At 62.7% G+C, this 13,976-nt stretch carries 8 protein-coding genes and 1 pseudogene; 3 read left to right on the top strand and 6 right to left on the bottom strand.

The window, feature by feature from the left end; genetic code table 11:
* Window positions 1–58: 58 nt before the first annotated feature.
* The 6 genes and pseudogenes from VGN12_08270 to VGN12_08245 form a co-directional block, all read right to left on the bottom strand.
* Complete coding sequence (locus VGN12_08270; protein HEY4309431.1) at window positions 59–2,560, bottom strand: DUF1549 domain-containing protein; 2,502 nt, start codon at window positions 2,558–2,560, stop codon at window positions 59–61.
* Entirely contained in the window at window positions 2,560–3,936 is a 1,377-nt protein-coding gene (locus VGN12_08265) for a DUF1501 domain-containing protein (protein HEY4309430.1), read from the bottom strand. Before VGN12_08265 ends, VGN12_08270 begins: the two co-directional genes overlap by 1 nt.
* A 244-nt stretch (window positions 3,937–4,180) precedes the next feature.
* Window positions 4,181–5,083 carry a PEP-CTERM sorting domain-containing protein gene (locus VGN12_08260; protein ID HEY4309429.1) on the bottom strand — a complete coding sequence of 301 codons (903 nt, stop codon included), beginning with the start codon at window positions 5,081–5,083 and terminating at the stop codon, window positions 4,181–4,183.
* A gap of 280 nt (window positions 5,084–5,363) precedes the next feature.
* Window positions 5,364–9,818 (bottom strand): DEAD/DEAH box helicase, encoded by a 4,455-nt coding sequence (locus tag VGN12_08255; GenBank protein ID HEY4309428.1) that lies wholly within the window; start codon window positions 9,816–9,818, stop codon window positions 5,364–5,366.
* A 201-nt stretch (window positions 9,819–10,019) separates the two neighbouring features.
* Window positions 10,020–10,673, bottom strand: coding sequence for a hypothetical protein (locus VGN12_08250; protein HEY4309427.1), 654 nt, complete (start codon window positions 10,671–10,673; stop codon window positions 10,020–10,022).
* Between the two features lie 516 nt (window positions 10,674–11,189).
* Window positions 11,190–11,417: pseudogene (locus VGN12_08245) on the bottom strand (type II secretion system protein).
* 301 nt (window positions 11,418–11,718) lie between these two features.
* Between VGN12_08245 and VGN12_08240 the strand changes: the two are divergent.
* The 3 genes from VGN12_08240 to VGN12_08230 are packed head-to-tail and all read left to right on the top strand — an operon-like array spanning window position 11,719 to window position 13,960.
* The gene (locus VGN12_08240; protein ID HEY4309426.1) at window positions 11,719–12,696 is read left to right on the top strand and encodes an NADPH:quinone oxidoreductase family protein; all 978 of its coding nucleotides are present in this window, start codon (window positions 11,719–11,721) and stop codon (window positions 12,694–12,696) included.
* A gap of 56 nt (window positions 12,697–12,752) precedes the next feature.
* Window positions 12,753–13,124 carry a hypothetical protein gene (locus VGN12_08235; GenBank protein HEY4309425.1) on the top strand — a complete coding sequence of 124 codons (372 nt, stop codon included), beginning with the start codon at window positions 12,753–12,755 and terminating at the stop codon, window positions 13,122–13,124.
* The gene (locus VGN12_08230) at window positions 13,121–13,960 is read left to right on the top strand and encodes a methyltransferase domain-containing protein (protein HEY4309424.1); all 840 of its coding nucleotides are present in this window, start codon (window positions 13,121–13,123) and stop codon (window positions 13,958–13,960) included. Before VGN12_08235 ends, VGN12_08230 begins: the two co-directional genes overlap by 4 nt.
* Window positions 13,961–13,976: the final 16 nt, after the last annotated feature.

Genomic DNA, 13,976 nt, shown 5'->3' with positions numbered 1-13,976 from the left:
AGGATCTCGACCGCACAAGCGCGATCGCGTCGATGTTTAAATTTCAGATATGAGAAGGTCAATGATTAAAGAGGAACTCGGTACTGCTGAGCACGCTCCAGTACAAATCCTCGACCGCCTGACGCTTGTCCGCGGCGCTGGTCGCAGCCAGCTCGGGCAGGATCTTGGTTTTTTCTGCGTCGGTCGGGTAACGCGACAGCGCCGCCAGAAACAGACCTTCTAGCAGCTTGTCGTCGGCGGCATTTTCTGCAAGCAATTTCGAAATGTCGTTCGTCGACGATTGCAGCTTGTCGTTCAGCGAGTTGCCGTTGGCGATGTGCAGCACTTGCACCACGCTGGGTTCGGCATTTCGTTCGCATTCGCAGGTCGTGATCCGCTCGGGCCGGCCGAACGCCTTCAAGAAGTAAGAGGCCACATTGGAATCGGGCAACTGCATGGCCCGCCAGCCTGCCGGATAGCCGGCAAACTCGGTGGCCGCGCCGGACACCTGCGACATGGCATCCAGCAGCACCTCGGCCATCAAACGCTTGGGATAATAATGCGAATAGAATCGTTCGTCGCCCGTGTTCTCGGGCAGCGGTCGGCTAGTACGCTGATACGTATTGGATTGCAGGATCGTCCGCATCAGCGCCTTCAAATCGTAGCGGTTGTCGGCCAGATGGCGGGCCGCGGCGACCAGCAATTGCTCGTTGCTGGCCGGATTGGTGAGGCGCATGTCGTCGACCTTTTCGACCAGGCCGACGCCGAAGAAATTCGCCCACACGCGATTCGTGATCGAACGGCTGAAATAGGGATTTTCCGGTGCGACCAGCCAAGCGGCGAGCGCCAGGCGGCGATCCTCGGTCGAAGCGTTCGTGAGCGCCGTCCCGTCAAGCGGTGCCGGCGGCTGCGGTTTGCCGGTGAGCGGTTGAATCAATTCGCCCGACGAATCGTGATAGACGATCAGGTTTCCTTCGCCCGGCATGCTCTTCGTGCGAACGCGCGCGAACAGATTCGCAAACGCGAAATACTGACTGTTGGTCCACTTTTCCAGCGGATGATTGTGGCAGCGAGCGCAATTGATCGACATGCCCAGGAAGGCCACGCTGGTGGTCTCGGCCAGGTCGAGAGGGTCGCCGTGCAGAATGTAATAGTTCGAGGCGCCGTTCTCCAGCGTGCTCCCCTTGGCCGTGACGATCTGCCGCACGAATTCGTCCCAGGGAGTGTTCGCTTCGACTTGGTTGCGAATCCACGTGTAGTAAGACCACAAGGCCGGCGTGCGCAGCTTGTCGCCATTGACCAGCAACAGATCGGACCATTTGTAGGCCCAATAGTCGATAAACTCAGGGCGCGCTAGCAGCGATTCGATCAGCTTGTCGCGCTTGTCGGTCGCGGTATCCGCCAGAAACGCGCGCGTTTCATCTGCGGTCGGCAACACGCCGATCGTGTCGACGTACGCGCGACGCAAAAATTCGGTATCTTCGGCGCGGGGCGATGGGGGAATGTTCAGGCTTTCGAGCTTGGCCAGCACCAGCTCATCAATGAAATTGCGCCGCGGTGCCGAGGCAAAGACGTCGGCCGCGATCGGTTTTTCGTACGGTGCGCTGACCGACGAGACCGCCACGCGGCTGGCGTACCAGGCGGTCAGCACTCCTTCGCCATGCCCCACGACGCTGACCAGGCCCGCGTCGTCGATTTGCGCTACCGATTCATTGGCTGAGGTGAACTTGACCCACCGTGTGACGTCTTCCTGATGGCCATCGGTGAAATAAGCACGTACCAGAAATTGTTGCTTGTCCCCCGGCTTCAGCACGACGCCCGCCGGGAGCACCTCGATCCGTTCCACGCGCGGATCTGACGCCTGTGGGCCGGGCGCGCCCACGGCGATCCATTCCGACAGCACCCGGTATTCGAGTGAGTCAGGCGAGAAGCGCAGCCCGCCCTTGTGCGGCACAGCGCCAGACGGCTTGGTCAGTAGCAAGCTGCGGCCTGGGTCGGTGGGTACCATGCGTCGGCCGCGCGCCTGGCGTGTGAGCGTGGTGAAATCCCCTTCGGGATCGTACCCGCGCAACGAAAGCTTGAAACCGTTTTTGCCCGCCAGCGCCCCGTGGCAAGCGCCGGAATTACAACCTGTCTTGGCAAACACCGACTCGACGTGATTGCGGAAGCTCCACTCGAATGGTTTGTCCATGTCGGTGACAATGATGTGCGCCGTGGACGTGGCGCCGTCGACCGAGGCCGTGATCGTGGCTTCGCCATTGGCCTTTGGATGAAGGACGCCGCTTTCGACAGTCACGACCTGCGGATTGCTGCTTGCGAACGATATCTCGGCAGCGACCTGCCCCACGAACTGGCCGTTGCGGCTACGTTCGACCAGCAGTTGCTGCCGCGCCTCGGGCCCGCGCACTGCAATCTCCGCGGGTAGCACAGCGATCGTGTCGGCGGCGCGAGCGATCGCCGGATAATTCAGTGCAGATGCCAGGCTGCCAGCGAGCAGCAGCGTCACGCGCGAAATCGTGATGAACCGGCGGCGCGACGTATCGGCCCGCTCGATTGTTTTCCAGGCCGTCGATAGCGCCATTAGAAGAGCTCTTTGATTTCATGCTTGCCGAAGTCGACCAGCGGGAACGGCCGTCCTTGCGGACCGGGGAGCTTGGTTTCCAGGTCCAGCCCCAGGCTGCGGTAAATGGTGCCCACGATCTCGGGCGGGTCGACGGGGCGCTCGGCGGGCACGCCACCAATGGCATCGCTACGTCCCACGACGCGGCCCCCTTGCACACCGCCGCCGGCGAAGTGGCTGGTCCAGCATTGCGGCCAATGGTCGCGTCCGCCGGCCGGATTGACGCGCGGCGTGCGGCCGAATTCTTGCAAGTTGCAGACCAGCGTATTGCCGAGCAGGCCCCGCTCGGTGAGATCCTCGAGCAGTGTGCTGTAAGCCTGGTCGTACATCGGGGCGACGATGTCGCGCATGCCTTCGATCGAGGTGAACGGCTTCGAGCCGTGAATGTCCCAGGTGATCTCGTCGAACACGGTCAGAAACGTGTTGATCGTGACGAAGCGGACCCCCGCTTCGATCAAGCGGCGGGCCAGCAAGCAGCATTGTCCAAAGCGCGTCATGCCATAGCGGTCGCGCAGGGCCTGCGGTTCTTTCGAGAGATCGAACGCGTCGCGCGCCTGAGCGCTTGTCATCAGGCGAAAGGCCGCTTCGAAGTTATTGTCGAGCAGTTGCTCGTTGCCCGACGCTTCGAACTTGCTGACCGTCTCATCAACGGCCGTCCGCATGCGGCGGCGACGATCGAGGCGCGCCTGGCCGATCGTGGCCGGCGGCAGCAAGTCAGGAACCTGGAAATTCGGCTTCGACGGATCGGCCATTAGGGCAAACGGATCGTGCGCCTTGCCCAGAAAGCCGGCGTCCTGGCCGTGCGGCAAGTTGCCACCGGTGCGCCCCATCGGCTCGGGCAGTACGACATGCGCCGGCAGATCCGATTTCCGCCCGCGCAGATAGGCCAGCGCGCAGCCCGCATGCGGCGTGTTGATGCCGCCGGTGAACAGCCGGCCCGTTTGCAGCATCTGGTGACCGGTATCGTGGACCGCGGCGGCGGTATGAAAGCAGCTCCGCACCAGCGAGTACTTATCGGCGTGCTGCGCCATGCGCGGGAAGATTTCCGAAATCTCGATGCCCGCGGCATTCGTCTTGATCGGCTTGAACGGTCCACGGATCTCGGCCGGCGCCTCGGGCTTCATGTCCCAGCAGTCGATCTGGCTGGGAGCGCCAAGGTTGAAGATCATGATGACAGCCCGTTCGTCGTGGCCATCGGCCACGCGTCCGCGTGCCTTGGCGGCCATTAATTCGGGCAGTGCCAGTCCGACGGCCGACAGCGTGCCGGCCTGCAGGAATTCGCGGCGCGTGACACCATCGCACGTGTGCGCGGCAGCTTTACCGACCAGGTCGAGCATAGCGACTTCCCCTCCAGAACCCTACGCGCAGCTCAGTTGGCGACCGCAGGAAGTGGCCGCGCAGGCGAGACTTGGATCGTATCATCCGCGCCGCAGGATCGCAAATTTCCGCTGCGTGAATCGGGCGAATAGCAGCAATCTGGGCGCCGAAACTTTGACGAACAGCGCAAGAAAAAAGCTGGCCCCCTTGGCGAGGGGCCAGCTCTAATTGGCAAGCAAACGAGAGAAGACTTCTACAGAACACTTAGGCCTTACGCAGGCGACGGCGAACAGCCGGCACCAGAGCGATCAAGCCGAGACCAGCCAGAGCAAAGCTGCTGGGTTCGGGGACAACGGCCGTGGCGACGATCTGTCCGGAGAAGATCGCGTCGACCACGAGCAGGCCGGTGTTCACGACGACGTCCACGAAAACGGGGATAGTCAACGTGCTGATGCCACCGGCGGTGACGATCGTGCCATTGGCGGCGCCAGCGATGTTACCGCTGTTACCACCGATGCCCGTCGTGCCGTTCTGGAACGCAGTGCCGGTCTGGAAGTTCTGATCCGGCGGGTTGAAGTCGCCGTTACCGGCGTTCAAGTTGTAATCCAGGTTACCGGCGTCGGTGCTGACGGTCAGCCCCGTGGTGTCAAACGTACCACCGGTCAAGACGGACATGCCGTTCAAGCTGGCCAGCGCCGAATCAATGGCGGCATAGCCGGCGATCGCGGCTGTGTTCAGATTATAAATCTGAGTGGGGTCGGTCGGATCAGCCGGAACAACCAGGACCAAGCCGTAGTTGGCGGTCTGGGTGTTGCCGACGTTCGGGTCATTCGGGGCGAGGTCCGGCAACGGGCTGGTGGTGCCGTTCGCTGGATTTCCGCCAGCCGCATCCGGATAGATTCCGCTTTGCGACGAGAAGGCGATCGAACCCGGAGCCGAGCTGATCGAGATGTTGCCACCCGTTGTGTCGACACCCAACGCGCCACTCAGGCTCGCCGTGTCGCTGCCCGTGAACTGGGCATAGGTCAGGGGGGTTCCCTGCGAGGCTACGCTGACCTGCAATGAGCTCAGCGCGGAATTGATTGTGTAAGTCACAGGTGCTGCGATCGCGCGACCAGAAGTCGCCAGCGCGCAGATGCCGGCTACGCCGGCGATGAACTTAACCATGTTGCTTCTCATTTGCTTCCCTTTCTACATGCCAAAATTCGGACTAGGCGAGAATTCGCCCCCGTTCCGCACATTCTGCCTAAACCGAACCAGTTAGTCAACGAAATAATTTCAGTAAATACGAAGAAACTGACAAAAGCCGGAAAAATATGAAAGCCGGCTAATTTGGAGACCATACAAACGGGGGGGTAGTTGCTGGGGCGCATCCGCGAATCCACACAGACTGACCATTCACAAATCGCATTACGACAATGCTTTGCGACGCATGCAATGCGCCCGCTTACCCGGTGCGACGCAGGCGGCGTCCCAGTTCTGCGGCTGTCTCGGGGGCAAATTCCCCCGAATATCGGATCATGCCCGATTCCAGCGCGGCCACGACCTGCCCATCACGCAAGGCCAGGGAATTCGTCGGCTTGGCCGCCACCCGCTCGGCCGAGGTAACAATTCCTTCGAGGTTCAAGGGATCCGATCCGGCCACGACCAGAAAATCTGCCGACGGCTCGCGATCGCGCATTTCGCGCAGACGTTCGATGGCCTCTTCCGTGGCGTATTGTTCGCCACCGACACCCGAGATGAATCTGCCACCTCGTATCTCGCCGCGCGCTTCCAGTCGGCGCAATAGCGGCACCAATTGTCCCCAACTCGGCGCGGCTGTTTCGCGCGTAAGCAGATCGCGAAAGATTACGCCCCACCGCCGCAACAATTGCCAGGCCCAATGCGTTAGCGATTCGTCCGCGCTGGCAAGCGCGACAGATCCGGGAAACAACGACCAGCGTCCGGAGTTGGCCATCTGGCTGGCGCGCGGCGTCTGATGCGCACGCTGACGGCGCGTGCGGCGGCCCGCAGTCTTTGAGCGCATGGCCAGAACTCGCAACGGCGCGAAACCATCGGACACAATCAGACCGAGTTGCGCAAGCTCCAGCAGCGCCTCGTCCAGATGCGTGGCCAGCAAGCCGGTCGCGGCGACCAGATCGTGATAGAAAAGTGCGCCGCGCCCTTCGAGCGCTTCGAGCACCGCGCGCGCGTTGCCGCGTACCGGGGGCACAACGTCATCGCGGTCCGCCGGCAACAGCCAGCCAAGATCGCTGCGCAACATCAATGAAAGGGGAACCACGCGCGTCAACCGGCTGCGACTGACCGGACCGTCGTCATCCGGTCGATAGGGACGCAACCTGCCCCACGTCAATTCGCCCGAGTAGGCCAATTGGTCGAGCCAAGCCGGATCGTAGTCCTTCACGCGCAAAGGCAGAATGCGCCGCTCCCAGACGCCGGCCGCCATTTCGAACCCCTGCAGTTGCCGAATCACTTCGCGCACGCCGGCCACGCCCGTCAGACGCCGGTCCGTCGCCAGGCACTGATGCTCGGTCAGAAAGCGCAGATACGTGGCAGGCTCGACCGGTTGAATCTGGCGACGCAGGCGGTCGAGCGTGAGGCGATGGATGCGGGCCAGCAGCCGGCGATCGCACCATTCCACGGGAGCCGGACGTTTTTCATCGACGGCGAATAGATCGTCAGCAATACGCGGCCGCGCGCCGGGCGGCGTGTAACGCCCGCGCATGGCCATCCCCTCGGCTTCGAGGGCGACGAGCGCAGCCTCGATGCGGCCGGCTTCTTGCGCCAGATCGTGAGCCATTTGCGCAACCGTGATCGGACCCGCGACCTGCAAACGTCCACGCACCAGGTGGACAAGCGCTTCGGCGGATTCCCACTGCTGCCGCACCGAGGGGGGCAGGGATGGCCGATGATCGATCGTCGCCGTTGGTAGCGCCGCCGCGATCAGGGGCCAGTTCTCGGTGGCGATCCACAGCGGTGGGCAATCTGGTACATGAGCGCGCGTCGCCCGACCGGCCGCCACAAGCTCGGCGAACCAGCGATTCCAAGCCGTCCCTTCCTGCTCCAGCAGGACCCCCTGGGCAATCAGCGCGTCGTGCAGTTCGTCGACGTCGCGCACCAGCGGTTGTGCTTCCGTGCGAACCTGCGCAATCGCGTCCGGATCGAGCCAACCCAGATCGCGCATCGCGGCGATGTCCAGAGTGCGGCGCACTGAAATCGCGCGCGTGCGCCGCTCTTCGAGCGGCGCGCCGTCGAGGAAAGCATAGGGGTTGGCATTAATAATCTGGTGCGAGAACGGCGAAGGCTCGCGCGTGTCGGCCGCGACCAACTCGACCTCGCCCCCGGCGATGCCGCGCAACACATCGAGCCAGCCATCGATATCCATCGCCTCGTGCAGGCAGTCATAAACCGTCTGGTTGACGAGGGGATGATTGGGAATTTCCACGTCGCCGGAATGGTTTTCCAGGCAGCCGACGGTTTGTGGAAAGACGGACGCCAAAAGATCGTCCGAGCGATGTCGCTGCAGATACGGGGGCACCTTTTTGCCGCCGCGATAGCGCAGGATCGACAAAGCCCGTGTCGCATTCCACCGCCAACGGGTTTGAAAGAGCGGCGCGACCAAGAGTGCCTGCTCGAGCAGCGCCTGCCCATTTTGCGGGTTGAGCATCTTGAACAGGGCGTCGATCGGGAAACTATGCTGCGGCCCCATCGACAGCAGCACGCCATCGTCGGTGGCGCTGGCCTGCAGCTCGAAATCGAAGCTGCGGCAAAATCGCTTGCGCATCGCCAGTCCCCAGGCACGATTGATGCGCGCGCCCAGCGGAGCGTGAATGACGAGCTGGCTTCCCCCCGATTCGTCGAAGAAGCGTTCGAAGACGATCTGACGCTGCGTCGGAACGGCTGGGATCGCGGCTTTTTGCGCCGCGACATAGCGGGCGGCTTGCACGGCGGTCCAATCGTCGGCCCCGCACTCCGCGGCCAGCCAGGCCGCGGCGGCCGAGAAGTCGATGTCGTTGCGTGGCACGCCGAATTCGCCGGTCGACTCGTGCGGCCGGCCCGGCGGAATCTCGATCCGCGCCGCCACTTCCGTCCGCAAAGTGGCCACCTCGGCCGAGAGCTCGCGAGTCCGGCCGGGCGCTTCACCAAGCCAGAACGGGACCGAAGCCGGGGCGCCGTGGGCGTCCTGCACGACGACCTCGCCGCCGCGCACGTAGCGAATTCGCCAGGACATGTTCCCCAGTTGAAACACGTCGCCCGCCTGGCTTTCAATGGCGAAGTCTTCGTTGAGCGTGCCGACGAAGGTGCCGTCGTCCTCAGTGACAACCCGATAATCGGCGACCTCGGGAATGGCGCCCCCCGAAGTAATGGCCGCGATCCGCGCGCCGCGCCGCGGGCGCAGACGGCCGTTCATGCGATCGCGATGCAGGTGCGCGCCGCGGCCGGTTTTCGGGTCGGCCCCTTGGGTGACCAGCTCAACGGCCTTCTCGAAATCCTCACGCGACAGGTCGCGATAGGGCCACGCCCGGCGACAGAGTTGATACAGCTCGCCTTCGTCCCGTTCATCGGCTGCCACGGCGGCGATAATCTGCTGGGCCAGAATATCCAAGGGCGCGATCGGAATTTCGATGGCGTCGAGCCGGCCTTGGCGAACCGCCCGCACTACGGCCAGGCATTCGAGCAACTCGTCGCGCGACAGCGGGAACAGCCGGCCCTTCGGTATCAAGCCCAGCGAGTGGCCCGAGCGGCCGACGCGCTGCAGAAAAGTCGCGATCGATCGTGGCGACCCGATCTGGCAAACCAGGTCGAGGTAGCCGACGTCGATGCCCATCTCTAACGAAGCCGTGGCAACGATGGCCTTCAGTTGGCCGGTTTTGAGCCGTTCCTCGGCCGAGAATCTCATCGAGCGCGACATGCTGCCGTGATGCCCGGCCACGGCGTCTTCGCCTAATAGCTCGATCAGATGATGCGAGACGCGTTCGGCCAGGCGGCGCGTATTGACGAAGATCAGCGTGCTGCGGTGGGAATTAACAAGTTCGGTCAGCCGGCTGTAGACTTCGCCCCAGCACTCGTGCGAACAAACGGCGGCCAACTCGCCCGGCGGGACGTCAACGGCCAGATCCAGCTCGCGCTGATGCCCGACGTCGACGATCGTGCAGGCCGGCTCGCTGGGAGAAGTGGCCGAAGCGCCGACGAGAAAATGCGCGATTTCGTCGATCGGCCGCTGCGTGGCCGATAGCCCGATCCGCGTCGGCTGAACTCCGGTCAGTTCGGCCAGCCGTTCAAGCGAAAGCGCCAGATGGCTGCCACGCTTGTCGCGGGCCAGGGCGTGAATTTCATCGACGATTACCGTGCGTACGCCGCGCAACATCTCGCGACCGCGAACGCTCGTTAGCAGCAAATAGAGCGATTCGGGCGTAGTGACCAGAATATGAGGCGGATGCCGCAGCATGGCCTGCCGCTCGGAAGCCGGCGTGTCGCCGGTGCGGACCGCCGCGCGAATCAGCGGGGCGCAGTAGCCGGCCTCGATCGCCGCGGCACGGATTTCGGCCAGCGGTACTTCGAGGTTGCGATGGATGTCGTTCGAAAGGGCCTTTAACGGCGAGATGTAGACGACCTGCGTCTCGCTGGCCAACTCGCCGGCGGTTGCCTGGCGAAACAACCGATCTAAACACCACAGAAAGGCGGCCAACGTCTTGCCCGAGCCGGTCGGGGCGGCGATCAGGGTATGGCGTCCGGCGGCAATACTTCCCCAGCCGAGGCGTTGCGGTTCGGTCGGAGCGCCGAAGCGGTCGCGGAACCACCGGGCAATGACGGGATGGAACGGCGCCACGTCCTCCAGGGACGCAGCTGCTACTGGGGCGGCTTCTAAGGGCTCGGTGCCTAGGAATTCGCTCGTGGACACGTCGTCCGACCTTGTCTCGGTAAGAGTTCTGCCAAGGATCGTCATCGATCCGTCAGTTCATCTTACCGATTTGGTCGAATGCGGCACGCGATCGCTGCCCTCAGCGGCCAAGCTGGACCGCCGCGGCAGTGGAGATCACGGCCGTTTCCGGAATCTGTGGGCCGCGTGAGTTCGCGGGAAATCAAAGGACTCTACGGCCGGCTAGGGACCGCGTCGTCCACCACCGGGGCCGCCGAAACCGCCGGTCTGAGGAATACCACGTTGCTGCATGCGGGTAGCCACCTGGCGTCGGTACTCAGACCGCTGTGCCTGCGAGCTCGCCGAGGAGTTGTCGAGTGCCGAACGCCGTTGTTGGCTGCGATCGCCGCCGCCTCCGCCTCCCCCGGGCCCGCCACGTCCGCCGCCGCCTTGTCCACCTCCCTGACCGCCGTTGGTGCCGCCACCGCCCGCGGCTTGCTGCTTGGCCCGCTCGGCGTCACGTTCCTTTTGGCGTTTTTCCCAGTCCTTTCGTCGCTTGACCATTTCGTCGATATCCTTGTCGAGCGCCTTGGTCTGGTCTTTTTTCGACAGGGCGAAGAACTCGTTCATCTTCTGCTGATCGCGCTGGCCGCGACCCTTTTCGAATTCCCTGCGCAAGTCACGGCGCTGATCTTCGCTGAGCTGATCCATCGCCTCGCGCATTTGGCCAAAGAGTTTGCCGCGATCCTCGCGCGACAAATCCTCGTTGCGCATCTGCTTTCCCAAGTCCTTCACCAGCGCGAGATTCGGATCGGTACGGAAGGCGTAATAAGCCCCCGCGCCGCCGGCGAGCATCAGGATAATCGCCAGCGCGAATCCCAGTTTCTTGCCGCTCATATCAACGTCCCCTGTGCGCAAAAAAGAGTGGCATTAGTTCGCCACGTGATTATCCATGTATAGGAAGTTCCGCGCCCCCACGGTACCAGGCGCCGCGTGAAAGGGAGCGAAATCGAATACGATCCAAATCGTACTGGAATCGCGATTCTTAACGATCTCTTCGCGCCGCTTCGGCAGGTTCTGCTTGACGTCGAATACGATCGGCGAGTTGTATTCGTAGCTCATTTGCTCGAGCTCGAAAAACGTCATGCCGTCGGCCAGAATTGGGCTGTATCGGTCTTTTGTGGGATCGAAGCTTTGCGTGTCCTGACCATCGGTCGAGGTCTGGAGTGCGGTCCCCTCGTCCACGTAGGCCGTCTCGGCCTGGACGTCGTCGGGACATTGAAAGGCGTTCTGGTTCGATTCGATGTAATCCCCCAGCACGGCCCGCAGCGTGGGACGCCGCACGAGCTTGGGTTGCGGGGCCGGAGGATCGGCCGGAACACTGAGCATCTGGCAGGCATCGGGATAACGGCCGAAGGCACCTTGTGCCTCGACATACATTTGCAGCGCCAGCCCGATCTGGTGCAAGTTGTTGCGGCACTGCGTACGGCGCGCCGAGGCGCGAACGTACTGTACGGCTGGCAAAAGCATCCCAACCAGGATGCCGATGATAGCGATCACGACCAGCAATTCGACGAGCGTAAAGCCGCTCGCAGGCTGCCGGCGGCTCGTTCGGTTTTGGTCATTCGATCGCGGGATCATGCTTGCCCTTTCCGCTCGGGGGGCCAACCAAACCCAACACGTGGTTGCCCTTACGCTTTATTAACCCCGCGCTCGCGGCCGAGTGTCGGGGGAACCGCGACAATCCCGTTCGGCACGTCGCCGGCTAATCGCCCTTTCCCAAGGTTTAGGCCGGTCATCTGCGACGGCCGGAAATGGTCGGATTCACAGCAGTGCGCCGCCACAAGTCCACCTGCCGCAACGGTTTGCTCGCGGCCCGGCTCCATATTAGACTGCCCGGCGCAAGGTGTCATCGTCAATGGCCTAGGCCCGAGAGGAAAGAATGAAAGCTGTCCGCTGCAATGCCTGGTGCAAGCCGGCTGATCTAGTGATCGAGGACATTTCACGGCCAGAACCGGCGGCGGGCCAGGTCCTGATCAAAGTGCAGACCGCGGCTCTGAATTTCCCGGACGTCCTGATGATTCAGGGCCTGTATCAGGTCAAGCCGCCGCTGCCATTCACGCCCGGATTCGAATTCTCAGGCACAGTCGAAAGCGCAGGACTCGGCGTCTCGGGTTTTGCTCCCGGGGCACGCGTGCTAGCGCAGTGTGATCTGGGGGCCTTCGCCGAGTACGCTCTGGCGCCTGTGCATTCTGTCCAGCCCGTGCCCGCCGGACTGAACGATGACGAGGCAGCGGCGTTTCCGCTTGTGTATCAGACGTCGTACTTCGGATTGATCTACCGCGGCCAGCTAGCGCGCGGCGAATCGGTGCTCGTGCATTCGGCGGCCGGAGGTGTCGGCCTGGCCGCAGTGCAGATCGCGCGGGCGTTCGGCGCCGGCAAGATCATCGGCACCGTCGGTTCGGATGACAAGCGCGCCGCCGTGCTGGCCGCGGGCGCCGATGTGGTCGTGAACTACGAGACCGAGAACTTTGTCGACGCCGTCAAGGAAGCGACCGGCGGGCGCGGCGCGGACGTGATTTACGATCCCGTGGGCGGCGATGTCTCGGAGCAAAGCACGCGCTGCGTCGCCTTCGAAGGGCGGATCGTGATCATCGGCTTTACCAGCGGCAAGTTTCCCACGTTCAAGGGGAATCACTTGCTGGTGAAGAATTATAGTGTTGTTGGCCTGCACTGGGGCTTTTACCGGCAGATGAACCCCGCCAAGATCGAGCAAGGCTGGCACGACCTGATGAACCTTTTCGGCACCGGCAAACTCAAACCGGTTATCGCGGCGCGCTATCCGATGGCGCAAGTCGCCGAGGCCATGAATCATCTGACGTCGCGTCGCGCGATCGGCAAGATCGTGCTGCATTGGTAGCAAGTTTTGCCACCGACATTTCTTCTCTTCCTATCAGACGCACGGGAATCGCACGCATGGCCACGCGCATTGAAAAGCCCACGATCATCAAGGCGGCCGGAAACAAACCGAAGATCATCGAAGAATTCATCGGCCGCGTGAATTCGCAAACCGCCCAGGTCAGCGTCGCGCGGATGAACAGTCCCGGCGGCTGGCTGGAACCTGGACAAACGCCCGAGTTCGACGAGTACAGCATCGTGTTGCGCGGCATGTTGCGCGCGACAACCAAAACCGAGACGATCGAGGCCCGCGCCGGCCAAGCGATTTCGGTTCCTCGCGGTGAATGGGTGCAATACAGCACGCCCGAGACCGAGGGGGCGGAGTATATCGCCGTGTGCTTGCCGGCATTCTCGCCGCAAACCGTGCATCGCGACGAGGAGTGTCGATGAATCGCCATGCTGCGGACGGCATGCGGGAATTCAACCGTCGTGTCGACTTCGGCCGCACTTCGACCGATTACGCTCGCTACCGCGCCGGATTTCCTTCCGAGTTCTTCGATCGTTTGCAACGCTTCGGCACCGGCTTGGCCGGGCAACGTGTGCTCGATCTCGGCACAGGCACCGGTACCATCGCGCGGGGACTGGCCGCGCGCGGCTGCCAGACCATCGGACTCGATCCAGCCGCGCGGCAACTGCAGGAAGCGCAGCGCCTGGCGGACGAGGCCGATTTGCAAGCGAGTTTTCTCGCCGCCCGGTCCGAATCTTTGCCACTCGCCCCTGCATCGCTGGATGTTGTCACCGCCGGGCAGTGCTGGCATTGGTTCGATCGTCCTCGGGTCGCTCAGGAGGTGCGTCGAGTTCTGGTGCCCGGCGGAGAACTGGTGATCGCGCATTTCGATTGGTTGCCACTGGCGGGCAATGTGGTCGAAGCGACCGAGAAGTTGATCGATCGCTACAATCCGGCCTGGCATTTCGGCGGCACCACCGGCTTCTACCCGCAATGGATGCCCGAGTTGTCCGCGGCGGGCTTTAGTGACTTGGAAACGTTTTCCTTCGATCACGACGTCCCCTATAGTCACGAGAGTTGGCGCGGCCGCACGCGCGCCAACGCGGGTGTCGGCGCGAGCTTGTCGTCTGAAGACGTCGCGCGATTCGACGAGGAATTGGCCGCCTTGCTGCGCGAGCGATTTCCACACGAGCCGCTGATGACGCCGCATCGCGTCTTCACGATCATCGCTCGATCGCACGGTCTCGATCGTGTGGAAACGATACATGACGTCGGTTAGATCATAGGAATATTTT

It is taken from the genome of Pirellulales bacterium, from assembly GCA_036499395.1.
In the GTDB taxonomy this organism is placed as follows: Bacteria; Planctomycetota; Planctomycetia; order Pirellulales; family JACPPG01; genus JACPPG01.
This window is presented reverse-complemented; position numbering and strand designations above follow the sequence as displayed.